Annotated in this window: 20 protein-coding genes; 7 read left to right on the top strand and 13 right to left on the bottom strand. The window is 61.8% G+C overall.

The annotated features are described in order from the left end of the window. Positions 1-275: 275 nt before the first annotated feature. The 7 genes from PWM43_RS10025 to PWM43_RS09995 all read right to left on the bottom strand — a co-directional run bounded on the left by PWM43_RS10025 (position 276) and on the right by PWM43_RS09995 (position 9,058). Positions 276-1,442: an L-dopachrome tautomerase-related protein gene (locus PWM43_RS10025; protein WP_289842366.1), complete on the bottom strand. Its 1,167-nt coding sequence runs from the start codon at positions 1,440-1,442 to the stop codon at positions 276-278. Next, on the bottom strand, positions 1,439-2,503 hold the full coding sequence (locus tag PWM43_RS10020; RefSeq protein WP_289842365.1) for an aldo/keto reductase: 1,065 nt from the start codon (positions 2,501-2,503) through the stop codon (positions 1,439-1,441). The genes PWM43_RS10025 and PWM43_RS10020 overlap by 4 nt, the downstream gene beginning before the upstream one ends. Next, a complete protein-coding gene (locus PWM43_RS10015; RefSeq protein WP_289842364.1) occupies positions 2,503-3,885 on the bottom strand; it encodes an amidohydrolase family protein in 1,383 nt (460 codons plus the stop codon). The genes PWM43_RS10020 and PWM43_RS10015 overlap by 1 nt, the downstream gene beginning before the upstream one ends. A gap of 117 nt (positions 3,886-4,002) precedes the next feature. Beyond that, a complete protein-coding gene (locus PWM43_RS10010; RefSeq protein ID WP_289842363.1) occupies positions 4,003-4,737 on the bottom strand; it encodes a pirin family protein in 735 nt (244 codons plus the stop codon). Between the two features lie 15 nt (positions 4,738-4,752). Beyond that, positions 4,753-6,294, bottom strand: coding sequence for an efflux transporter outer membrane subunit (locus tag PWM43_RS10005; protein WP_289842362.1), 1,542 nt, complete (start codon positions 6,292-6,294; stop codon positions 4,753-4,755). Between the two features lie 10 nt (positions 6,295-6,304). After that, on the bottom strand, positions 6,305-7,381 hold the full coding sequence (locus PWM43_RS10000) for an HlyD family secretion protein (protein WP_289842361.1): 1,077 nt from the start codon (positions 7,379-7,381) through the stop codon (positions 6,305-6,307). An 18-nt stretch (positions 7,382-7,399) separates the two neighbouring features. Continuing rightward, positions 7,400-9,058, bottom strand: coding sequence for an MFS transporter (locus tag PWM43_RS09995; RefSeq protein WP_289842464.1), 1,659 nt, complete (start codon positions 9,056-9,058; stop codon positions 7,400-7,402). A 143-nt stretch (positions 9,059-9,201) separates the two neighbouring features. On the opposite strand from PWM43_RS09995, the gene PWM43_RS09990 reads away from it, so the two are divergent. Further along, complete coding sequence (locus PWM43_RS09990) at positions 9,202-10,215, top strand: LysR family transcriptional regulator (protein ID WP_289842360.1); 1,014 nt, start codon at positions 9,202-9,204, stop codon at positions 10,213-10,215. Here the strand turns inward: PWM43_RS09990 and PWM43_RS09985 are convergent. Further along, a complete protein-coding gene (locus tag PWM43_RS09985) occupies positions 10,137-10,349 on the bottom strand; it encodes a heavy-metal-associated domain-containing protein (RefSeq protein WP_289842359.1) in 213 nt (70 codons plus the stop codon). The genes PWM43_RS09990 and PWM43_RS09985 overlap by 79 nt on opposite strands. Positions 10,350-10,388: 39 nt before the next feature. Then, positions 10,389-10,859, bottom strand: a complete 471-nt coding sequence (locus PWM43_RS09980) for an Lrp/AsnC family transcriptional regulator (protein WP_289842358.1) — start codon at positions 10,857-10,859, stop codon at positions 10,389-10,391. A gap of 96 nt (positions 10,860-10,955) precedes the next feature. On the opposite strand from PWM43_RS09980, the gene PWM43_RS09975 reads away from it, so the two are divergent. Together PWM43_RS09975 and PWM43_RS09970 are read left to right on the top strand one after the other, a co-directional pair. Further along, positions 10,956-12,458 carry an aminotransferase class V-fold PLP-dependent enzyme gene (locus tag PWM43_RS09975; RefSeq protein ID WP_394356061.1) on the top strand — a complete coding sequence of 501 codons (1,503 nt, stop codon included), beginning with the start codon at positions 10,956-10,958 and terminating at the stop codon, positions 12,456-12,458. Between the two features lie 54 nt (positions 12,459-12,512). Continuing rightward, positions 12,513-14,207: a SulP family inorganic anion transporter gene (locus PWM43_RS09970; protein WP_289842357.1), complete on the top strand. Its 1,695-nt coding sequence runs from the start codon at positions 12,513-12,515 to the stop codon at positions 14,205-14,207. A gap of 164 nt (positions 14,208-14,371) precedes the next feature. Here the strand turns inward: PWM43_RS09970 and PWM43_RS09965 are convergent, their stop codons facing one another. The 4 genes from PWM43_RS09965 to PWM43_RS09950 all read right to left on the bottom strand — a co-directional run bounded on the left by PWM43_RS09965 (position 14,372) and on the right by PWM43_RS09950 (position 18,480). Continuing rightward, entirely contained in the window at positions 14,372-14,635 is a 264-nt protein-coding gene (locus tag PWM43_RS09965; protein WP_289842356.1) for a hypothetical protein, read from the bottom strand. A 631-nt stretch (positions 14,636-15,266) separates the two neighbouring features. Further along, positions 15,267-16,727 (bottom strand): cytochrome-c peroxidase, encoded by a 1,461-nt coding sequence (locus tag PWM43_RS09960; protein WP_289842355.1) that lies wholly within the window; start codon positions 16,725-16,727, stop codon positions 15,267-15,269. 16 nt (positions 16,728-16,743) lie between these two features. Then, positions 16,744-17,511 carry a sulfite exporter TauE/SafE family protein gene (locus tag PWM43_RS09955; protein ID WP_289842354.1) on the bottom strand — a complete coding sequence of 256 codons (768 nt, stop codon included), beginning with the start codon at positions 17,509-17,511 and terminating at the stop codon, positions 16,744-16,746. Positions 17,512-17,553: 42 nt separating this feature from the next. After that, positions 17,554-18,480, bottom strand: coding sequence for an MBL fold metallo-hydrolase (locus PWM43_RS09950; protein ID WP_289842353.1), 927 nt, complete (start codon positions 18,478-18,480; stop codon positions 17,554-17,556). 99 nt (positions 18,481-18,579) lie between these two features. On the opposite strand from PWM43_RS09950, the gene PWM43_RS09945 reads away from it, so the two are divergent. From PWM43_RS09945 to PWM43_RS09930, 4 genes are all read left to right on the top strand, one after another. Beyond that, positions 18,580-19,236, top strand: coding sequence for a peroxiredoxin (locus tag PWM43_RS09945; RefSeq protein ID WP_289842352.1), 657 nt, complete (start codon positions 18,580-18,582; stop codon positions 19,234-19,236). Further along, positions 19,237-19,650, top strand: coding sequence for an ArsR/SmtB family transcription factor (locus PWM43_RS09940; protein ID WP_289842351.1), 414 nt, complete (start codon positions 19,237-19,239; stop codon positions 19,648-19,650). Between the two features lie 219 nt (positions 19,651-19,869). Continuing rightward, positions 19,870-22,326, top strand: coding sequence for a membrane-bound PQQ-dependent dehydrogenase, glucose/quinate/shikimate family (locus tag PWM43_RS09935; RefSeq protein WP_289842350.1), 2,457 nt, complete (start codon positions 19,870-19,872; stop codon positions 22,324-22,326). 85 nt (positions 22,327-22,411) lie between these two features. Next, positions 22,412-23,302 (top strand): transporter, encoded by an 891-nt coding sequence (locus PWM43_RS09930; RefSeq protein ID WP_289842349.1) that lies wholly within the window; start codon positions 22,412-22,414, stop codon positions 23,300-23,302. Positions 23,303-23,312 lie beyond the last annotated feature (10 nt).

The following is a 23,312-nucleotide window of genomic DNA, read 5'->3' as shown; positions in this document are numbered from 1 at the left end:
GCTTTGCTCCAGCCGGATGGGAGAACCGGACCTCCAGGCAAAAGACAATGCTTTTCTCAGGGCTCCAACCCATAGGCGGATCGCAGGCAATGTTGTGACGAGGAGCGGGGAAAGTCATTTCACGACCCGATGTCGGCGAAGATTTGTTCTGCCACGGCATCATCAGGCGTCTGGGGACGGCCCCGAAAAGACGCTTCCCGCGAAGCCTGACCAAGCGGGTGCTTCCCTGCCGAGCAGCGCGCCGGACAGGGAGGCATGACGTTGCGGGCTGAATTTCAGTTTTGCGGCGGCTGAATCGGCATGCGCGCCACAAGAAAGGGTGTCTTGCGCAGATCCTTGCCGTCATGAAAGCGCGGCAGCCGCGTCCACTGGCCGAGCACGACGTAAACGAACCGATCATCGGCGAAAATGCCGTCCGGCCAGACGAAACGTGGATCGGTCGCGATCAGATCGAACGAGCCATCGGGATTGCGCCGGAAGACGGCGTCGTGATCGGCGGCGGTCGTGTAGATCCGCCCCCAGGCGTCGCTCGCCAGACCGTCGGCCGAACCTTTTTCGCCCTCATCCTTCACCGCCGCCGCGAGCGCGGCATCATCTTTGGAGAAATCCGAGAGCAGAGCGGTGGGAAGACTGTAGAGCCGACGACTGGAGAGCGGCGAATAATAGAGCGTGCCGCTGTCCCTGGAGAGGGTGATGCCGTCCGCGCCCCCGCCCGGAAACTGCGGATGTTTTGGATCGACATGCAGCACGCGCCCGTCCAGAACCGTCTGGTAGCCCGGATCGGGCGAGGTCGAACGATCGCCAGCCAGCACGCGACGCTGACGGCCTGTGGCGAGATCGACGACGACCAGAGCGGGATGACCACCGAACGAGCTATCGGCGACATAGGCGGTCCCCTGCACTCCGTGAGTCAAATCGATGCGCAGGTCGTTCATGTGACTGTCCGGCAAAAGAGCCGCGTCGAGAATGACCTTCCCGATCACGGCGCCCGTCCGCGGATCGAAACCTATGACCTTGGCCCCGCCCCTGGGGATGTCATGACCTTTGACCTTGCCGTCATCAATGGCCCAGACACGCCCTTTCGCGTCGAGCGTCAGCCCGTGAACCGACACCAGACGATCGCCTGGCGCGCCACTCCGGCGCGATGCCATCGCTTCGGAGGGAAAAGGCACGACCTTGCCGTTTTCCCACACGCCCAGCGTCGGGCCGGGATGATCGACGTCATGTCTCGGAAAGCTGAGGAACGTCCGTCCTGCCGTCACCACGATTCCCGAAGGACCGAGATTGAAATCTGAAATGCTGGCGACGATTTCGACCGTCCCGCGCGCGCCGAAACCGGGATCGGTATTGTCGGTGATCGTCGGAGCGCCAGACTGGGCGCGGGCGGGAAAAACCGGCATGGCGGCGAGCGCCGCGCATGCCATCAGAACGGACCGCCTCATGCGTCGAGGAACGGCGCGAGAAGGACGAGATCCGCCGTCGAGAGCCGATCGGCCGCCGTCGATTGCTGGTGCCAGTACGGATAAAGCAGCGGCGGCCGACTGACTTCCTCGAGCTTCTTCAGATCTTCGGGCGTCAGTTCGACCGAGGCGGCCTTGAGGTTGTCGGCGAGTTGAGCATCGGTCCGCGCGCCGACGACCACGCTGGCCACGCCAGGGCGTGTCAGCAGCCAGGCGAGCGCGACCTGCGCGGGTGTGACGCCTTCATGCGCGTCAGCGACCGCGACGACGACTTCGATGATGTCGTAGAGCTTTTCGATGTCGTAAACCGGCGGCTCGTTCCACTGCGCCGCCTTGCGCGTGCCTTCCGGCTCGGGCTTGCCGCGACGATATTTCCCCGAGAGCAGACCACCGGCGAGCGGCGACCAGATCACGGCGTCCACGCCCTGATCGACAGCGATCGGAAGGAGTTCGTATTCCGCCTCGCGGGCCTGAAGCGTGTAATGAATCTGCTGCGCGACGGGACGTACGAAACCGTCTTTCTCGGCGGCAGCCAGCGTCTTCATGATATGCCAGCCGGAATAGTTCGACACGCCGACATAGCCGATCTTCCCTGAACGCCGGAGATCGTCCAGTGCCGCGAGCGTTTCCTCGACCGGCGTGACGCCATCCCATTCATGGCACCAGTAGAGATCGATATGATCGGTCTTCAGGCGCTTGAGGCTCGCCTCACAGGCCTTGATGATATGATGCCGCGACAGGCCACGCTCGTTCGGACCTTTCGTGCCGGTCGGGAAACGCACCTTGCTCGCCAGCATCAGGCGGTTGCGGCGCGCATCGTCCAGAACCTCGCCGATGATCTCTTCCGAAGCCCCGTCGGAATAAATATCCGCCGTGTCGAGCATGTTAACGCCCGCATCCAGCGCCATATCGATCTGCCGACGCGCGCCGTCAGCATTGGTGTCCCCCGTCTTGGCGAAGGCTCCTTTGCCGCCGAATGTCATGGTCCCGAGAATCAGCGTCGAGATTTTCAGGCCCGAGCGGCCCAGAAGACGATAGTCCATCAGTTCGTTCCTTTTTCCGCGGCAGCCACGAGCGGACCGGAGACGGCATCACCGTTCTCCCAGGTCTCGACCACATCGTCGACTGCGGTAATGTCGCGCAGCGGGTTTCCGCGCACGACCAGAAGATCCGCCCTTCTGCCGGGCGCGATAACGCCGCGATCATGAAGATCCAGCAGCGCGGCGGCATTGCCGGTCGCAATATGGATCGCATCCAGCGGCGTCAGACCGGCCTGCACACTCAGGGCCAGTTCCCTGTGCTCAGCCAGTCCCGGAATGCGCAGGGGCGTCGCCCCGCTATCCGTGCCAAAGCCGATCCGGACGCCCGCGTCATAAAGCGTCTTGAGATTGCGGAGGTTCATCGCCAGAGAGCGCCGCGCATCCTGCGCCTTGCGGCCCGTCCGGTTCTCAGCGCGCCATTTCGGATCGGCGAATTCCGCTTTCAGCGCGGGCGACAATCCCGCCTGTGCGAAAGGTGTCAGCGTCCATGGTGCCCGATCGGCCCAGGCGGTCGTTGATTCATCGAGTTCAAGCGTTGCGATATACCAGATATGCCTGTCATGAAGCGCCTGAACGAACGCCGGAGGGACGGGCTTGTCGCGCACGCCGTGAGCGACGATATCCACACCGGCTTCGACGACATGCTCGGCATCCTCGAGGTCGTGAATATGCGCCGCGACGCGCAGACCGCGCCTGTGACTCTCATCGACGACCGCCCGGATGATCGCGGGGTCCATCTTCACTTTCAGGGTGCCGTCGAAATCATCCACCCAGATCTTGACGAGATCGGTGTGTTCGTCCGCCATCCTGTCGACATCGGCGCGCGCTTCCTCGACCGTGGAGGGGCGGAAAAGCTGATCGGCCGCGACCTTCACCGGCGGCGCACCGCGCGGCACCCCGATCCCCTGATCCACGCCGAACAGATCGGCGGGCAGACGCCCTTCATGCGCCTCGATCCGAAGCGTGTCGAAAAGCGGTCCGTTATTGCCGAGCGCCGTCACGGTGGTGACGCCATACCGCCGGAACTGGGCCAGTTCGGCGGTGATGGTTTCGCGTGTGTAATTCTCCGGCCCCGATTTCGCGCCTCCGACCTGACCGACATGGCTGTGATCGGAAATCAGCCCCGGCAAGACCGTATCGCCGCTCAGATCGCGGATGGTCGCACCAGCCGGAACACTCACGTCACGACCGAAGGCGAGAATATGCCCCTGATCCATAATGATCGTGGCATCCTCCACGGGCGCTGCGCCACGTCCGTCGATCACCCGGACATGGGTCAGGGCGATCGGGGCGGCCTCGGCGACGGAGAAGCCCGAAGCAAACACCAGCACCCCGCCGAGGAGACAGGATGAAGGGCGCGAGAGGCGGACGGTGCGTTTCTTCATGGTCTTCTTCCCTCCGGGCATCAGTCATGGCGACATGGTTCGACACTATGAGCGTGATACGTCGGGGGGGAAACAGTTGGGAAAGCCCGAGGTTCGTCTGTTTTCTTCAACTCTTCATCAGGTGGCGCTCGTATCCGTCAGGAAAACGCAGGCCGTGGCGGTCGCCATGACGATGATCTCGGTCACGCCTGCGATGGCCGCCGCGTCACCGGCGGACAGGGCCGTAGCGCCAAGAGAGACGGTGCCCGCAACGACCACGAGATAGAGATCGCGGTCCGGTCGCGTGCCGTAGGCCGCTCCTTCTCCAGCCCGGATATCGGCATGGAGGAGCCTTGCATTCCCCCGCAGCGGCACTGGCGCGCCATCACGGACGATCTCGCCATCTTCGGAATTGTCCTCCGGAAAACCGGACGCCAGAACCCGGAACGCGCCATCTTCAAGCGCGGGAAAGGCCGGACGGGTTTCCTGGGTTGGCTCGCCGCCTTCAAGATCGGGCAGGAACCAGAATTGCAGGAACGTCGCTCCGGCTTCGCTGGCCCATACCAGCTTCGAGACGCCGCTCGCGGTGCTCACCGCATGCAGCGATCCGGCCTCCAGCGTCTGAGGCTCGAAACCCTCGACCGTGGCCGACAGGTCCCCATGCCCGCACCATGTGAGAATGTCGATATTCTCTTCCGGGCCGAGGGCGAACGCGCCCCCTTCAGGCAGAACGCCGGCATTGACGACACGCAGCCGCCCGTCATGAACATGACGGCCGTCCAGCGCGTCGCGAAAGGAAAAATGGCAGCGCAAGGCGGCGTCTCCCAGCTTCGTCTCGCCCAGAGACGAGGCGCGGCGTATTGTGATCGTCATGCGCGCGTCCTTTCCTCAGCCATGCCGCGCCGGGACATCCCGATCCGCGATTTCGCGCGGATAGCGCGTCTCCCAGCCGCCGCCCAGCGCCCGGTAAATCTGCGTCACGGAACGCGAGACCTGCGTGCGCGCCGTGATGAGCGAACTCTGCGCGTTCAAAAGCGCGTTCTGCAATGTCAGCACATTGAGAAAGTCCGACGATCCCTGAACATATTGCGCCTGAGCCGTTTGCACGGCGATCTCGTTTTCATGCACGGCTTCCTCCAGCCGGTCCCGCTCGCGCTGGGCCGCCGTGAAATCCGCCATCGCGTCGTCGATCTCCTGCCAGGCGTGGAGAACCGTCCGCTGGAGCAGCACGGCGGCTTCCCGCTGCTGGTCCTTGCGCAGGTGCAGTTGCCCCGTCAGCCGTCCGCCTTCGAACAGCGGCAATGTCGCCGTCGGCCCGAAGCCATATTGGCGCGACGCCCATGAACCGAGACCGCTGAACTGAAGCGCCTGGATATCGAGGCTGCCCGACAGCGTGACGCGCGGGAAGAAATCCGCCACCGCCACGCCGATGCTGGCTGTCGCCGCATGCAGCCTTTCTTCCGCCATGCGGATATCGGGCCGTCGTTCGGCGAGCTGGGACGGCAGGCCCGTCGGCACGTTTTCGGGCACGGGCGGAATGGGCTTCGGCGGCCCGAGCCGGGCGTTCAGCGCGCCGGGCTGCTGCGCCACGAGGAAGCTGAGCGCGTTCAGCAGGTGAACTTCCTGGCTTTCCAGCGCCGGAAGACGGGCCTCGAACGTATGAAGCTGCCCGGTCGAATCCGCGACATCGAGCCGCGTCGCGGCACCTTCCTGAAAGCGCAGCGTCGTCAGCTTCACGCTGCGACGGGCGATGTCGATGTTATGGCTGACGATCGCCTTCTGCGCCTGAACGCCGCGCAGATTGATATAGTCCTGCGCCGTTTCCGCCATCAGCGAGACGAGAATGCCCCGGCGCTCTTCCTCGGTGGCGCGCATCGCCGCCGTCGCGGCTTCGACCTGACGGCGTACATGTCCCCAGAAATCGACTTCCCATGAGGCGCTCATGCCGTATTGCGGCAGATTGAACGAAGGATTGCCGACACTGCCCGGCATCGCGGTGGGGCCGAAGCCCTGCGCGCCGCTGGCGATGCTGCCGGGATTTTCGCCGTTTCGCTCCATGCTGCCGAGCAGGCCGAGGATGCCGTTCGTGCTGGCGCGCTCGCGGGCATAGGAGGCATTGCCTTCCATGTGCGGAAACTGCGCGGCGCTGGCGATCCGACGCTCCGCCGTGCTCTCGGCCAGACGGAACGAGGCGGCTTGCAGATCGAGACTGGCATCCGCCACATCCTTCTCAAGCTGCGTCAGCACGGGATCGTTGAAGAGATGCCACCATTGCGGATCGGCCGCCGCCGCCGTCACGCGGCTCTCCGCCGCAGGCAGGCTCTCATGCCATGCCTGGGGCGCCGCGATGTTCGACTTATGGTAGTCCGGCCCGACCGTGCAGGCTCCCGCCAGCAGCGGCAACAGCCAGACGAACGGCCTGCGGCTCATGCGGGGAATTTCAGCGCCAGACATAACGCTCATCCCCCGCATGCGGGCCCGACGGATGCGACGCGGTGTCGATGCTGACCTCGACGGACATGCCCACGCGCACCTTCGAGGCCAGCGGCTGGCCCGGATCGAAGGTCAGCTTGACCGGCACGCGCTGCACGACCTTGGTGAAGTTGCCCGTCGCGTTGTCCGGCTGGATCGGCGCAAAAGCCACGCCGGTAGCGGGCGCCAGAGAGTCCACATGCGCCTTGAGCGGATGGCCGGGGAACGTGTCCACCCAGATGGTCGCGCTCTGACCCGTCTGGACCTTCGTCAGCTGCGTTTCCTGAAAATTCGCCAGAACATAGGCCGCCTGCGTGGGCACGACGGCCAGGATGCCCGTGCCCGGGTGAACATAGGCCCCGACGCGCACGCCGCGCTCGCCGACCACGCCTTCGACCGGCGCGGGGATGGTGCAGTAGGACAGGTTCAGTTCGGCCTGTTTCTCGTCGCCCTGCGCGCGGGCCAGCACGCCACGGGCGCGGGAAAGCTGCGCCTTGAGAACCGCCACCTGCCGGATGGCCGCGTCGACCGAAGCCTGCGCATGGGCGACATCCGCCGTTTCCTCCTTTTCCTTCGCGGCCGAGTTCTGCTGCTGCTCGATCGTCCCGGCGCCGCCGGAGGAGAGATTCCTGTAGCGCACGGCATTTTCATGCGCGAACAGAAGCGCCGCCCTCGTGGAGTCCAGCGCGGCGCGTTCCTGCGCGATCACGGAATCTTGACGTTCGATTTCAGCGCCCAGATTATCCACGTCGCCCTGGGCCGCGAGCACGTTTCCCCGCGCCACATCAAGGCCTGCGCGATAGTCGTCATCCTCGATATGGGCGAGTTCCTCGCCGACATGGACGTGCTCGTTATCCTCGGCCAGCACACGATCGATACGGCCCGGGACCTTCGGGGCCACGGTCGTGAAATCGGCGGTGACATAGGCGTCGTTGGTGTACTGGTCCACGCCGTTGCCGTTCACGAGGCGCGTTGCGCCCCACGCGACCGCCGTCAGTACGATGGCCGCGCAACCGGCATAGAGGAGAGGTTTCTTGTAGATCATGGTGAGACGTTTCCGGCTTCAGCGTGCAGGGGCGCTGGGAGAAGGAGCGCGCGGCGGGAAGACCCGCCGGGGAAGGATGAGATTCATGATCGCGTAGCCGACGCAGACGAAGATCAGGATGAAGTAGATGTCGGCCAGCGCGAGCACGATGGACTGCTCGCGCACATAGGTGTGGAACACCTCGAGCGTGTTGCGGGCCATGCGGCCCAGATCGGGCGAGAGGCCCGAAAGCTGCCGGTCGATCGGGTTGTCCATGCCCTGCAACGCGAGGCCGTGCGTGCCGTGATGATCGAGAAGCATGCTCGAATGATACTGTTCCCGGCGACGCGTCAGGGCGGAGAACAGGGCAAAGGCCACGGCGTTGGCCAGCCCTTTGAGCATGTTCACCATCCCCGAAATGAACGGACCGTCCGCCGGTCCCATGGCCAGGGTGGCCAGCATCAGCGTCGGGATGACGGTCATCGGCTGGCCGAAGACCTGAAGGATCTGCAGGGCATAGAAATTGTCGCGCACCCAGTCCGGCGTGAGCCATGTGCCGAGCCACGCGGCGGCCGCCAGACACAGCATGCCCCCCGCCAAAACATAACGGCAGTCCACTCTGGCGCTGTTGCAGATCGCGGCGATCAGCGGCAGCATGACGAGCTGCGGCAGCGCCACGATGAGGGATACCGGCACGGTCTGGATCGGGCGATAGCCGCGCACCTCTTCGAGATAGGTCGCCGGGATTTCCGCCATCAGCGCGCAGATCGCGAGAATGCCGACCAGGGACAGGAGCGCGGCCTGGATGTTGCGCGACCGCCAGTACTGAATCCGGAAATACGGGCTGGGATGAAGCGCCTCGTTGACGACGAATACCAGAAACGCCGCCCCGCCCCAGAACGTCAGGTTCGTGATGACGGGCGAGCGGAACCAGTCCAGGCGATCACCCTGATAGAGCACGGTGACAAGTGATACGATCGCGGGCAGACCCACCGTGATGCCAAGCCAGTTGAAGCTTTTGAAACGTTCCATGTGCACCGGATCGCGGGGCAGGCCGTAGGCCATCATCGCAATCGAAAGGACTGCGAGCGGAATCACCTCCCAGTACAGCCAGTGCCAGCCGACATGCTCGAACCAGAAGGCTTCCAGCGGCAATCCCAGATTGGGTCCGAATGTCGCGCTCATCGCATAGCCCGCGATGCCGAACACCCGGAGTTCAGGGGGCAGATATTTGAGCATGACCGTCATCAGGACCGGCGGCAGGCATCCGGCCGCCATGCCCTGGAAAGCGCTGAGCACGCAGAGAGAGGTCACATCCGGCATGAAGGGGGCCGGGATCGACAGGAGCGCCAGCATGGCCGTCATGAAGATCGAGAAACGGTAGATCGAGAACGTCATGTAAAACCATGGCGTGAAGGCCATGGCCGCGATGTTGAAGGCCTCGTAGCTCGTGACCAGCCAGGTGCCTTCGTCATGCCCGATATGGAGCGCGCCCCGGATATCGGACAGGCCGATCTGCGTCACGTGCTCGTTGAAGCCCGCCACGTGAACGGCGAGCAGCATCCCGACGCAGCCGATGACCGTCCGCAGCCCGAATGGAGGGATGTAGGACGGCAGAGGTGGCGAAGCATGGATGACGGGCGCGACGGGGCTCCCTCCCGGATCGACGGCGCGTGGACTCGCGGTTTCGGGAGACATCGGTGGATGGATGACAGCGCTCATGGGAGGCATGTTCTCCAGAAACCGGACGCAGAAAACCCACATTACCGACAGTCAACGATTCCACTTTCCGGAATTGTCGCGCATGGTATCTGCGACTGGCGTGACCTATGGAGAGCGGCATGCGCGGATATGACCTCGACCTGCTGCGCTATCTGCAGGTTCTGATCGAAGAGGAAAGCGTTTCGGCGGCGGCCCGGCGCATGCGCGTCAGCGAACCGGCCATGAGCCGCCATCTCGGCAAGCTGCGTTCCGTCTTCAACGATCCCATTCTGGTGCCGGAAGGCCGACGTCTGCGCGCCTCATCCTTCGCGCAAGGTGTGCTCGACCGCGTTCAGGATGTCGTGCGCTCGGCCGACACGCTGATCAAGACCCGCGCGCTGATGGACCTGCGCAATATCGCGCCAAAATTTACCATCCGCGCCAATGACCTGATCGTCGCGGCCATCGGCCTGCCGCTTCTCAGGGCGCTGCGCAAGGACTGTCCACGCTGCGAACTTGTTTTCACCGCCGAGTGGGATGATCTCGTCTATGACGCGTTACGTCATGAAGCCGCCGATCTTTATATCGGCGCGACCGACATGATGAAGCCGGAGATCCGGCGCCAGACTCTCATGCGCGACCGCATGATCGGGCTCGTCCGCCGCGACCACCCGATTTTCGACGAGCCCATCACGCCGGAAAGCATGACGCGCTACGATTATATCAGCGTCTCACGCCGTGGCCGGGCCTTCGGCCCGATCGACGATGCCTTGCGCGATCATCACGGGCTGAAGCGACGGGTCGTCATGGTCGTTCCGAATTACCATGCCATGGTCGAGAGCATGCGACACACCGATCTGGTGCTGCCGCTGCCCGGGATCGTGCTCGATCATATTTCGGTCGAGGCGCTGGGCCTTGCGACCTTCGAGTTTCCGCTCGTGCTTCCGGCGATCGAGGCGTTTCAGGCCTGGCATCCCCGCAAGGACGCCGACCCGGTGCATCGCTGGCTGCGTGAAACGCTTTTCCAGGTCTTTCGCCATGAATTTCACGAACATCGCAGCGTCAAGGACGACGTTTATGGAACGACGTCGAATCCCAGTTCCTCGACGACGCCCACGAACTTCCTGGGGTCGGCAACGGCAGGATCGAAATAGACCGTAACCTTGCCACCTTCGAGGAGAACATCGGCCTCCCTGACCCCCGGCTCGGCTTCGAGCGCCTTCCTGAGCTTGCTGGAGCAGCCGTCGCAATGCATGCCCTCGACTTTCAGATACGCTGTTTCCGTCATCTTGCTCTCTCCTCCTGAAATCGACGGCCACCCGACCTGTCAGACGGGCAGGTCTCTGCCGTCGGCAATCGCTTCCATCGCAATATAGGACGTCACGGTATCGAGATCGATCTTCTCGATCATGCGCCGATAGATGGCGTCAAAAGCGTTCATGTCCGCGGCAACGACTTTCAGCATGTAATCATATTCCCCCGCGACCCGGAAGAAATCGATCACATGGGGATCGGCCAGGACGATCCTGCGGAAATCACCGAGCCATTCCTGCGAGTGCTTACGCGTGCGTACGAGCATCAGAACCGTGAGATCCAGGCCGACCGCCTTGCGATCGACACGCGCCCGGCTTCCGGCGAGGATGCCGCTTTCACGCAACTGCTGAAGCCGTCTCCAGCACGCATTCTGGGACAAACCGACCCGTTCGGCCAGTTCACGCTGGGACAGAGACGCATCCTTCTGAAGCGTTCGGATGATGCGTCGATCGATATGATCAATTTTTTCCGTTTTTTCGTTCATACGATCGGAATTTAAGACAAACGACGCAAAAATAGGAAAGTTTTTTCATCAGGAGTTTCGCTAGCGTTTCGGCGCCCCCCGAACTGGAGATCGCCCGTGGCCCATGATCCTGAAACGCTTATCGCCCGCTTCGCACAGCGCCTGCAGGAACATGACCCGCTTGGTTCATTAAGTCGGGATCTCGTGGGAGAAGGATTCGACGTTCCCGGTCCTTTCGGCTCCAAACCCCTCATCTATGCCGACTACGTGGCCTCGGGTCGCGCCCTGCGCTGCATCGAAGAGGCCATCACCAGCGAAGTGCTGCCCTATTACGCCAACAGCCATACCGAGGCGTCCTATTGTGGACAGGTGATGAACAGGCTCCGTCACGCCGCGCGCGCCACGATCGCGCGGTCGTGCAAGGCCGATGACGGATATGCCACGATTTTCGCGGGCAACGGGGCGACAGCGGGGCTGAACCGCCTCGTCTGGTTGCTGGGCGTGCCCCAGGCCGTCCAGTCCGGGGAAAAGCCGCTTGTCCTGATCGGCCCGTACGAACATCACTCCAACATTCTCCCCTGGCGCGAAAGCGGCGCCGAAATCATCACAATTCCCGAAGCGCCACAGGGCGGCCCGGACCTCACGGCGCTCGAAGAGCAACTGAAAGCGGCAGCGGGTCGGCCCGTCATCGGCGCCTTCTCCGCCGCGTCGAACGTTACCGGCATCATCACCGACACCGATGCCGTCACGCGTCTTCTCCGGCATTACGGCGCCCGGTCTGTCTGGGACTATGCGGGCGGCGGCCCCTATCTTCCGATCGATATGAAAGCGGGAACCGACTGCGAGAAAGATGCCGTGGTCATCTCGACCCACAAATTCATTGGCGGGCCGGGAGCGTCAGGTGTTCTGATCGTGCGCAAGGCCGCGGTCATGACGACGTCGCCCTCGCTGGCAGGTGGCGGGACCGTGCGCTTCGTCTCTCCATGGGGGCATGATTACAGCACTTCGGTCGAGGCCCGCGAGGAAGCCGGAACCCCGAACGGCATTGGTGATATCCGTGCGGCTCTGTGCTTCGTCGTCAAAGACGCCATCGGCGATCGTGTCATGGCCCAACGCAACACCGAACTTTATGACCGTGCGCACCATGTATGGTCACGAAATCCCCATATCGAACTGCTCGGTTCTCCAACGGCGAAGCGCCACCTTCCCATCTTTTCGTTCCGCGTTCGCGACGCCGCCGGTGGCCTGATCCATCAGCAGATGTTCACCCGCATGCTCTCGGACCTTTACGGCATTCAGGCCCGTGGCGGCTGCGCCTGCGCAGGCCCTTACGCGCATGCTCTTCTGGGCATCGATGCGGCTGGATCGGACGCGATGCGCACGGCCATTCTCTCGGGCGAGGAAATTGAAAAGCCAGGCTGGGTACGTCTGAATTTCAGCGTCCTGATGGACGATGGCAAAGTTGATGCCATCATCAAGGCTGTGAATACGCTGGCCAGCGAGGCATCCGAAAAAGCCGCACTGTATCGCTGCGACCCATCGACCGCCCGTTTCACGGCAAACGTCTCCTTCCGCGCCGAGGACGTTGCATCCGTGTCATTTCCGTTACAGCCATCTTGACGACACGCTCGATTCGAGAGAGCGAACCGGAGTCCGAACAGGAGAGGCGGAGGGATGTCCCGGTTTCTGGAAACGATACGAGCGCTGCCAGAGCGCCTTGTCCCCGCAACCGCAGTCCGAGCCATCGCATCGCGTTCAAGCGACATCTGGGCCGGGCTGTCCGTGGCGGCCATGAGCATACCCTCCGTCATGGGATATGCCCGCATCGCCAATGTACCGCCCCTGACGGCGCTCTATACCATTCTGTTTCCGCCTGTCGCCTTTGCTCTGCTCGGCTCCTCGCGTCATCTCATGGTTGGCGCCGATTCCGCCACCGCGGCCATTTTTTCCAACGGATTATCGCTGAGCGATCCTGCCGCTGGTCAGCATTACATCACGCTCGTCAGCGCTATCGCCCTTTTGAATGCGGCGCTGCTTCTGATCGCGCGCGTTTGTAAACTCGGTTTTCTGGCGGATTTCCTGTCGCGCACCGTTCTTGTCGGATTCATGGCTGGCGTGGGGGTACAGATCGGCGTGGCCATGCTGGGGGACATGCTGTCCATACCGGTGAAGGCGCACGCGACACTTGCGCAAGCCTTCACCATCCTCACCCACATCTCCTCCCTCGGAGCAATCGCAACGGCGATTTCCGTTGGAACATGCGTAGCGACATATCTGACGCGCCGTGTGATGCCGATGTTCCCGATTGCTCTGGTCGCCGTATCGGGCAGCATCCTGCTGAGCTGGGCGACCGGACTCGAAGCGAGAGGGGTCGCCGTCATCGGTCCCTTCGTCGGAGGCCTCCCCTCGTTCTCCATTCCCATCATATCCTGGCATGAAATGCTGCTGCTGATGCCGGTCGTCGGCTCATGCGTGTTTGTCATCATTGCGCAGAGCGCCGCCGCATCACGCACCTTCGCCGACATGTTCGGCGAGCCCCTCGACGAGAATGCCGACCTTCTGGGGCTGGCCGCGGCGAACGCGGCCGCAGGAATGACCGGAACTTTCACCGTCAATGGCAGTCTCACCCAGTCCGCCTTCGCGGTGCAGGCTGGCGCGCGCACCCAGACCACCCAGATCGTTTATGCTGCCGTCACGCTCTGCGTGCTGCTTTTTCTGAGCGGACCGCTGCGTTACCTGCCGCGTTGCGTGCTGGGCGCCATTGTTTTCTGCGTCGCCGCAGGGATGATACGGATCCAGACATTGCGCGACATCCGCAAAGAGAGCCCGGGGGAATTTCGGCTGGCCATCGTGACGGCGGCGACCGTCATCGGGATCGGCGTGGAGCAGGGCATTCTGATTGCGATTGGTTTGTCCCTCCTGCATCACGTACGTCACAGTTATCGACCGCATACAGGCATCGTCGTTCTGGCATCGGATGGGGAACCTGAAGTCGAGACTGTTCACCCCGATGGAGAAATAGAACCCGGGCTTGTCGTCTATCGCTTCGGTGCGGATCTGTTTTACGCGAATTGCCGACTGTTTTCAGCCGATATCCATACCCTCACGCGCGACGCCAAGGTGCCTGTACGGTGTATTATCGTCGATTGCAGTGCAATCACCGATCTTGACTATTCGGCAGCGCGGCTTGTGCGCGGCGTCATTGAGGACTGCGGCAAAGGCGGCATCACAATGATGTTTGCAAGAGTATCGCCGTTCCTGCACGCCGACATGGCGCGTCACGGCATCATTGAGACCGTCGGCGAGAATAATATTTTCTGGAAGATGCACACGGCCAAGGCCGCGTTCCACCATTTTGCTTCTTTGTGACGCCCGACAACTTCCGATGGGCGGAGTGACGTCCGACACATTTCAGGTCATTTTCCATCGGAAGACCTGAACGCGAAAAAAATCCGCGTCAGGCCACACCGAAGAAAATTACATGGCAGGGCGATCGGGATCCGACGATCAACCCGAGGCCGTCAAAGGAAGCTTCAGACAGCCACCTGCGGAACGGGATTGCCCATCGAACGATGTCCGATCTGCGGAACGGGATTGCCCATCGAGCGGTGTCCGATCTGCGGAACGGGATTGCCCATCGAACGATGTCCGATCTGCGGAACGGGGTTGCCCATCGAACGGTGCTCGACCTGCGGAACAGGATTGCCCATCGAGCGGTGCTCCGCGGCCATTGCGTGACCCGCAACGATCATGGAGCCGAAAGTGGCGACAGCGGCGAATGTCTTGATGATGCTCATTGAATCATTTCCTTTGTATCCGGTCTGGAAGCCCGCTTCGGGTTGACCAGTTGGCGTTGAGGGAAATGTAGACAAATAATCGCCTCCGCAAACGCCGAATTTTTGCACAGGCGCCATGCAGATTTATGTAGTTCTCGTATATTTATTATGAGAATATACTGAAATTTTATTTTTTTGTTTTTAAAAAAAATATTTTCAAAGTATTTACATTTAACCGCCTTATCTTCACCTGAGGTCGTCCAAAAATTACACCCATACGCAATGTATTTCCATAAAAACAGGATAACCCTCCATGAAAACTTTCGAAACAATATCCCCCTTCTGTTCGGCCGATTCCCACCCTGTTACTCGCTAACAGGAGGCATATCCGGGGAGATGGTATGCTTTGCAGAGGTTTTTAACTGCGAAAGGCACGCTCCAAGAACACCTGGAATCGCAACATAGGGTGAATCTTCCGGCCATCCAGAGTTCCGTGTCCCGTCAGAATATCGATTCGCATAAAGCCTCGACCATGAGTCAAGAAAGGAAAAATGTTTTTGTTCTTGTTTTGTGCATTTTTTCTTCCTCTAGCGGCGGCGCACTGACAGCCTAAAACTTTTCCGGGAAGTCGGATTCCGGCGCCTGCCTCACGTTAGGGTGATGCGACACCGTCTTTTTGGGGCGTATCCGTCAACATGCGAAGGAAGGCGGCGATATCGTCCCTCTCCTCGTCGTCGAAAGCCGGCGGATCTCCCCGATGCCGATCGAACGGTCCATCCGTGACATCGATATTGCGGCGATATTGAAGGGGAATATCGTCGTAGGGTCTGAGCCGCCCCTGACGGTCCACCGGATAGACGGCTTCGGGCTTCGTCTCACGAAACCGATAGAAATCGAGCACACCCGCAAGATTGTCATAGGCGCCGTTGTGAAAATAGAAGCGTCGATCAGCGGTATTGCGCAGTCCTGGCGTGCGGAACATGCCGCAATAATCATCCGTGAGCGCAATATCTGCCCGTGGCGCACGACATAAGCCGAGATCAAAACTCTTCTCGCCGGACAAAGTGTGCCGCGGCACGGCAAGGGCTTCATATTGCCCGTCCGTCAACAGGGGCGGCAGACTGCCCACCCCGACCGTATCCGTGTGACATGCGGCGCAATTGCCCTTGAGCGGGTCGTTGAAGGCGAGATACCCCTTCCGCTCCGCCGTCGTGAAACGAATTCGCCCTTCGAGCCAGGCATCGAAACGGCTGGCATAGGGATGGAAAGCCGGATTCTCGATCTGATACCGCGCCAGGGCAAACAGGGCCTCCGACACCAGGAAATCAGAAAACCGATCCGCCGACGGGCCTGCCAGCTTCATCAGCTCCGCCGTATACGGCGCATGTCGCAACCGACGGATCACGATCTCCCGGCTGGATGCCATTTCCGCCGGGTCAAACAAGGGGCCGTGGGCCTGCTCCTGAAGTGTATCCGCCCGACCATCCCAGAACAGCCCCCCCTGCGGCACGAGCTGCACGGCATTGACCGCGCCATTTCCCGCGGTTTTGCTCACATGCCCCGATGCCGCCGGGGCAGGCGTCGGCGCGGCCTCTCCTTCATTGACGGGATTGTCCGGCCCGATGCTCAACGGGGGCTCGCGTTCCAGATACATGAGCGACGGGACCGCGCGACGACCCCGGCGCTCCATCTCCTGGCCGCCAGGCACGAAGGCCTGCGCGTCCACCGACGCATAATGCGCGGACGGGACGTGACATGATGCGCAGGACAGCCGGCCGGAACCTGACAGTTCCCGATCGTAAAACAGTTGTTCGCCAATCTTTGCCATCGCCGAGAGAGGGCCAATCGCCGGGCGACGCAACGTCACGGGACATGGATTGCTCCCGTCGGGCATGGGCAGACAGGATCTGCCTCCCGCCAAAGCCGCGGAGGCGCCGCAGCCACTGCCCGAGACCAGCACCACCATGATCAGACGTAACACGCGAGCCGCGCGCGTCCGCCGGAAACCGGACGCTCCGTTCCCGCGTACATCGCGCCCGCCATCCCGAAGCATCAACATGACCGGACCACGTGCATGATCTCGCGAAAATCGTCCAGCAAAAGCCGTTGTCATGCGCGCGTTGGCGTCCTCACCAGAAAATACGCGCCAGCATATATCCGGCGACCAGGAAAATAATGACCGCGAAAAATGTGGTCAACCGGCCTTGGGAACCGGCCATGCGTCGGGCCATGCGCATCCCTCCGGCACTTCCTATAATGCCGCCTGCAATAAAGGCCATTGCCATCCCCCAGTCGACGTAGCCGGACATCGTATAGCTGAGCGCGGTGCTGGCTCCGAAGGCCGCCACGGCCACGAGGGAGGTTCCAATGGCGTTGAGGATCGGCATGCCGGTGGAAGCCACGAGACCCGGGACGATCAGAAATCCGCCACCGATTCCGAAGAACCCGGACAAAACGCCCGCGCCCAGGCCGCATCCCATGACCCGCCCGACATTCCCGCGATGACAGGCGGCCCCTTCACAGCCCGGATTCCGACGGCCTCGCAGCATGAGCACGCCGACGAGCACCATGAGCAGCGCGAACAGCGTCAGCAGCTTCTGTCCGTCCACGGCTTTGCCCAGCGCGGCCCCGCCAAAAGCCCCCGCGACGCCACATCCGGCAAAAATGGCCGCACAGCGCCACTTGACCGTCCCCAGCCGCGCATGTTGCGCCAGCCCGGCCAAAGCGTTAACCGCGACGGCCAGCGCACTCGTGCCGATCGCGACGTGCGGGTTCTCGACACCGACGACGTAAACCATCAGCGGCACCGCGAGGATCGAGCCGCCACCGCCGATCAGCCCCAGCGTGAAGCCGATCAGGCACCCGCAGAAGATCTCAAGCAGAACGTGTCCGAACACGGCGCAGCCCCTTGCCAGCCAGATTGAAGACGGACGTCGACATCACAGTTTATCGATCGGAATTTTGATGTAGCGCGTCCCGTTGGATTCCGGCTCTGGAAGGCGACCGCCACGAATATTCACCTGCACCGATGGCATAATGAGATTGGGCAGGGACAACGTCGCATCCCGCGCCGTGCGCATGGCAACGAAGTCTTCCTGAGTGACGCCGTCATGGGCGTGGATATTGCCTGTCTTTTCGGCTCCCACCGAGGTTTCCCACGCAAATTCGTCCCGTCCCGGCGCTTTGTAATCATGACATAGAAAAAGTCGTGTCGCACCGGGCAAAGTCAGAAGGCGGCGGATCGAACGAAAGAGCTGAGCCGCATCCCCGCCCGGAAAATCCGCGCGTGCCGTTCCATAATCCGGCATGAACAGCGTGTCGCCGATGAATGCGGCATCGCCGATGACAAACGCCATATCGGCCGGTGTATGCCCCGGCACATGCAGCGCGACGACCGGAATCGATCCCAGTGTAAATCGGTCGCCGTCGTCGAACAGGCGATCGAACTGCGATCCGTCACGCGCGAATTCCGTTCCCGCGTTGAAGATCTTTCCGAATACATCCTGAACGTGGATGATCTGCCGCCCGATGCCGATCTGGCCGCCCAGCTGGCTTTGCAGCCAGGGAGCGGCGGAAAGGTGATCGGCATGCGCATGGGTTTCCAGCAGCCACTGCACGTGAAGATTTTCCGCCTGGACATAGGCCATGACGGCCTCTGCCGCGACATGGTCGGTCCGGCCCGAGGCCTGATCGTAGCCCAGCACGCTGTCGACGATCGCGGCCTGCCGGGTCGCAGGATCGTGGACCACGTGCGTCGCGGTGAAGGTCGCGGCGTCAAAGAAGGTCCGCACGACCGGGCGGGACAGGGTATGATGCACCACCTCCAAAACCTGAGCCGTGGCAGCTTCAATCGCGGGATCGCTCATGGCACACCTTTACATTTTTAAATTAACTATAATTTCTCGTTTTATTTAATGATTAAACCTTCTTGCGTCAAGGTGAAGTTCGTGGCCTAATGAAGCCTCATGAACGACATCGTCGAGCCCCCCTCACCCGCCATGCAGACCGCACCCAAGATCGGCGAGCCCGCTCCCGATTTCAGCGCCCGGACGACCCAGGGCCCCCTGACCCTGAGCGCATTGCGTGGCCACTGGGTCATGCTGTTTGCTCATCCCGCCGACTTCACACCGGTCTGCACGAGTGAGTTCATTGCGCTGTCCCGGGCGGCGGAAGATTTCGAAAAACTCGACTGTGCCCTTGTCGGCATTTCGGTCGACAGTCTGCCTTCGCATCTTGCGTGGGTGGAGACGATCCGCACGCAGTTCGGTGTCACTGTGCCATTCCCGATCGTCGAAGACCCGACCATGGCCATCGCGCGCGCCTATGGCACGCTCGACGCCGCCTCCGAAAACAGCGCCACTGTCCGCACCGTCCACGTCATTGATCCCGGCGGCGTGATCCGGGCCATGACGTGGTATCCCATGTCCGTCGGGCGTTCCGTCGCCGAACTGCTCCGTCTTGTCGCCGCTCTTCAGGCCGCCGCTGACGGCGAAGCGCTGACGCCGGAAGGATGGATGCCAGGAGAGCCGACATTCGCGCCGCCGCCGCAGACCCAGGATGCTCTCGCCCGCACCGAGGGGGCATGGTTCATGCAACTGGCCCATCCAAAGGCGACTGACTAGATGACCCGCATGACATTGGATGAGGCCCGGGAACTGACCGAGCGTCTGAAGCTTTTCGCTCAACCTCAGCGGCTTCTCATTCTCTCCCTTTTACTGGATGGGCCTCGGGCGGTCAGTGAACTGGAAAACGAGACGGGGATCACGCAACCGACCCTCAGTCAGCAGCTCGGCGCCTTGCGCCGGGCCAATCTCGTTGCGGCACGGCGTGAATCGCGCGCCATTTTCTACAGCATGGCCGATGGGAAGGCGACGGACACCACACGCGCCCTGTTCGCCGTTCTCGGTCTGAAGGCCGCGGGTGCACGCTCAGTTCCGGTGAGGTCCCCTGCGCACGTGTTTGACGGCCGCTCCTTGACGGAAACCGGTGCTCAGTTCGCACGCGTCATGCGAATTCCTCGCAACAACGGGATCTAAACCAGGCTCCGACGAGCCCTCAAAACCACGTCGGAAAGCCCGCAACTGTCTCATCCCTGAGACAGTTGCGCGGCGTCGAGACACGTTCGCGTGAAGGGAAGCATGCGCTCTCTGGCCGTTGCCGAAGGGCGCATGCTGTGAAGCCTCCACACCCGATATCCCTGCCGGAATGCTCCGAAGGTGCGGTCGGGACCCGCAACATCAAGAAAGACGTGGAGCATGCAAGAGAGTGGTCCGAGGTTACTCTCGATCGTAACCTCCGTATTACTGGCCCTGGTCGGGCTTTTCCTTTTCATCGGCGGCGCACAGCTGATGTTTCTGGGAGGATCGTGGTTCTACATCCTTGCCGGTGGCGTCATGCTCGGCGCGGCCGCGATCGGCTTCCGGAATCCCGGACGGGCCGTGCGGATCTACGCGGCCTTCCTGGTGCTGGCGACGATCTGGTCGCTGTTCGAAGTCGGCTTCGACATCTGGGGCCTTGAAGTTCGTCTCCTCACTCTTGTCGGCATCGGCGTCTGGATGCTGCTGCCATGGGTCTGGCGGACAAACGGGGCCTGGTTCGCGGACAAGCGCGACATCCTCGGCGCCGTCGGGATGAGCAGCCTTGCATTGCTGATCAGCTGCTTCACGTCCTATTCGATCGACGGAAAAGTGCCGGAAGAGCGCATGAGCGCTCAGGGGCAGTCCGACACGGCGTCGGTCGACATGCCCGATGGCGACTGGCAGGCCTATGGCCGCACCGCTGCCGGCGACCGTTACTCGCCGCTCGGACAGATCACCCCCGCCAACGTCTCTCATCTGACGCGCGCCTGGCTGACCCATACGGGCGACGTGCAGCAGGTCGGGGAAGGCACTGTGGCTGGTCCCGATCAGGGCCATGAGTTCAATCTCGAACTCACACCGATCAAGGTGGGCGATACGCTATATATCTGCACGCCGCATAGCTGGGTCATGGCGCTCGACGCCGCGACCGGCAAGGTCAAATGGAAGTTCGATCCGAAACCCGCGACCGCGGATCTGGACAAGAACGTCTATCTGGCCTGCCGTGGCGTCAGCTACTACCATATCCCCGACGACATCCAGACGACCTGCCGCAATCGCATCTACTCGCCCGTCGCCGATGTGCGCATGGTCGCGCTCGATGCCGAAACCGGCAAACCCTGCGACGACTTCGGCGATCATGGCTTCATTTCGCTGCGCCAGTATCTCGGCAGCGTGCCTCACGGGTTCCATTTCGTAACGTCGCCGCCGATGGTGGCGAAGAACCGCGTCATCACGGGTGGCTGGATCTTCGACAACCAGGCGAATTTCGAGCCATCCGGCGCGATCCGCGCGTTCGACGCCACGACGGGCGAAATTGCCTGGGTGTGGGATGCGGGTCACCAGCCCGAGACCTGGAAGCCGGGTCCGACGGACGAACTGACGCGCGACACACCGAATGCCTGGGGCGTTTACACGGCGGACCTCAATCTCGGCCTCGTCTATATCCCGACGGGCAATTCGCCGCCGGACAACTGGGGCGGCACACGCCGTCCGTTCGACGACGCCACGTCGTCGGCCACGATCGCGCTGGACATCGAGACGGGCGAGCGTCGCTGGACCTATCAGACCGTTCATCACGATCTGTGGGACATGGATATTCCGTCCGGCCCGTCGATGGTCGATCTTCCGGGAGCGCATGGCGAAACCGTCCCCGCGCTCGTGCAGAGCACCAAGCGTGGCGAGTTCTTTGTGCTCGACCGTCGCACCGGCACGCCGGTTCCGGGCTATCCTGTCGAGGAACGCGCTGTTCCGACGGCTGGTGTGGCGCCCGACGACCATGTGAGCCCGACCCAGCCTTACCCGGCCGCGATGCCGAGCCTGACGCCGCCGGATCTGAAGGAACGCGACATGTGGGGCGCGACGCTGCTGGATCAGATGATCTGTCGCATCGAGTATCGTCAGTCAGCCTATGAGGGGCAGTTTACGCCGCCGCATGTCGGCAAGACCACGGTCGTCTATCCGGCGTTCTATGGCATCGTCGACTGGCAGGGCATCACGATCGACCCGCAGCGCAAACTGCTGCTGGCGAATGCGAGCTATCTGCCTTTCCGCATCAAGCTCGATCACCGCAACAAGCTCGAAGCCAGCGGAACGCTGCCGAAATGGAATGGACAGGGCGAAGAGCCCGCCGCCAAGGGTGACGCGCTTTCGATCTCGCCGGACTACGGCACGCCCTATATCGCCTATACGAACCCGTGGCTGAACCCGCTGCAGATTCCCTGCAAGGGCCCGGTCTGGGGCACGATCACGGCGATCGACCTCGTGACGAAGAAAATCGTCTGGCAGCATCCCGTCGGCACCACGCGCGACACGGGGCCGTTCCGCACGCACAACAACATCCCGCTTCCGACGGGCATGTATAACGTGGGCGGCAACATCGTGACCAAGGGCGGTCTGGTGTTCATGGGGGCCACGGCCGACGACTATCTGCGCGCCTTCGATCTCAGGACGGGCGACGTGATCTGGAGAGACCGCCTTCCCGCGGGCGGACAGGCCACGCCGATGTCCTACGAGATCAACGGCAAGCAGTATGTCCTGATCGCCGCCGGTGGCCATGGCGGTCTCGGAACGCGCAGTGGCGACGCGATTGTCGCCTATGCCCTCGACGGTCAGCAGGATTCACCGACGCACTGATCCGTGTCCTGAATTCAGCTGAACAACAGGTCTGGCGCATCGGATTTTCCGGTGCGCCAAACTCCTTCAACGGAAAAATATCCTCATGCGTATGACGGAATGGCCAAAACGAGTCTGTTCTCTATTGCGCTTCTGCGTTCCCGGCCTCGCCTTTGCGTGCATTCACGGGGCCAGGGCCTCGGATGTCACCCTCGGCATCATCGGGCCACACGAATATGATCTGCCGGTGGATTTCAGCCCGTTCAACGTCCTCGTACAATATGGCGACGGCAACGCGGCGGGCAACACCTATGACAGCGGCGGCGCCCGACGTCCCACGGGAGGGAGTCATACATGGTCGGGCATGACCAAATATGTCCATTTTCGCAGCTTCGATGCCATCCCGCATGTCGGCTTCGCTTTTGAATTAATTCAGACCGAAAGCTTCACACTGGCGAACGGGACGAATTTTGGTGGTCTGGGCGGCACGATCGTCGGACCGGCGGCATGGTTCAAACCCAACAAGCACAGCACGTTCGGTTTTCAGACTTTCATGCAGACGCCAACGGCCACGCAGGCCAACATCGCCACCAATTACTGGCTGAATATCTCGAGCTTCATCTTCGATTACGAATGGGACCATTTCAGCTTCGATGGGGATGCGGGCGCCGTCACGGGATCGACCAAGCACGTCAGGGGCGATGACAGCTTTCGGCCGGGTGTCAATTTTTACACGAACCTGCGTTTCAGCTGGAAAGCCACGAAGCTGATCGAACCCTTCTTCGCGCTGGACTGGCAGAACGCGACCGGAACCTACAACAACACGAAGCGCCATTACATTGACGATTCCAACAGTCGTGAAGTGGCGCTCGGCACAGGCATCATGTTCAATATTTCAAAACACTATTCTTTCACGGTGCGTTATTCGCATTCTGTCGAAGGCCGCAACACACCTGAAAGCAATGCCTACTACATCAAATTCGTCTATCTCTGGTAAGCAGCGTTCC

The sequence above is a fragment of the Brytella acorum genome (genome assembly GCF_029309905.1).
GTDB lineage: Bacteria > Pseudomonadota > Alphaproteobacteria > Acetobacterales > Acetobacteraceae > Brytella > Brytella acorum.
This window is presented reverse-complemented; position numbering and strand designations above follow the sequence as displayed.

Bases quoted from the DNA above. Each gene is read 5' to 3' on its own strand.
- PWM43_RS10000 (WP_289842361.1), bottom strand. From the start codon at position 7,381: ATGATCTACAAGAAACCTCTCCTCTATGCCGGTTGCGCGGCCATCGTA.
- PWM43_RS10015 (WP_289842364.1), bottom strand. From the start codon at position 3,885: ATGAAGAAACGCACCGTCCGCCTCTCGCGCCCTTCATCCTGTCTCCTC.
- PWM43_RS09935 (WP_289842350.1), top strand. From the start codon at position 19,870: ATGCAAGAGAGTGGTCCGAGGTTACTCTCGATCGTAACCTCCGTATTA.
- PWM43_RS09960 (WP_289842355.1), bottom strand. From the start codon at position 16,727: ATGACAACGGCTTTTGCTGGACGATTTTCGCGAGATCATGCACGTGGT.
- PWM43_RS09990 (WP_289842360.1), top strand. From the start codon at position 9,202: ATGCGCGGATATGACCTCGACCTGCTGCGCTATCTGCAGGTTCTGATC.
- PWM43_RS09940 (WP_289842351.1), top strand. From the start codon at position 19,237: ATGACCCGCATGACATTGGATGAGGCCCGGGAACTGACCGAGCGTCTG.
- PWM43_RS09970 (WP_289842357.1), top strand. From the start codon at position 12,513: ATGTCCCGGTTTCTGGAAACGATACGAGCGCTGCCAGAGCGCCTTGTC.
- PWM43_RS09995 (WP_289842464.1), bottom strand. From the start codon at position 9,058: ATGTCTCCCGAAACCGCGAGTCCACGCGCCGTCGATCCGGGAGGGAGC.
- PWM43_RS09945 (WP_289842352.1), top strand. From the start codon at position 18,580: ATGAACGACATCGTCGAGCCCCCCTCACCCGCCATGCAGACCGCACCC.
- PWM43_RS10025 (WP_289842366.1), bottom strand. From the start codon at position 1,442: ATGAGGCGGTCCGTTCTGATGGCATGCGCGGCGCTCGCCGCCATGCCG.
- PWM43_RS09950 (WP_289842353.1), bottom strand. From the start codon at position 18,480: ATGAGCGATCCCGCGATTGAAGCTGCCACGGCTCAGGTTTTGGAGGTG.
- PWM43_RS10020 (WP_289842365.1), bottom strand. From the start codon at position 2,503: ATGGACTATCGTCTTCTGGGCCGCTCGGGCCTGAAAATCTCGACGCTG.
- PWM43_RS09980 (WP_289842358.1), bottom strand. From the start codon at position 10,859: ATGAACGAAAAAACGGAAAAAATTGATCATATCGATCGACGCATCATC.
- PWM43_RS10005 (WP_289842362.1), bottom strand. From the start codon at position 6,294: ATGAGCCGCAGGCCGTTCGTCTGGCTGTTGCCGCTGCTGGCGGGAGCC.
- PWM43_RS09930 (WP_289842349.1), top strand. From the start codon at position 22,412: ATGCGTATGACGGAATGGCCAAAACGAGTCTGTTCTCTATTGCGCTTC.
- PWM43_RS09965 (WP_289842356.1), bottom strand. From the start codon at position 14,635: ATGAGCATCATCAAGACATTCGCCGCTGTCGCCACTTTCGGCTCCATG.
- PWM43_RS09985 (WP_289842359.1), bottom strand. From the start codon at position 10,349: ATGACGGAAACAGCGTATCTGAAAGTCGAGGGCATGCATTGCGACGGC.
- PWM43_RS10010 (WP_289842363.1), bottom strand. From the start codon at position 4,737: ATGACGATCACAATACGCCGCGCCTCGTCTCTGGGCGAGACGAAGCTG.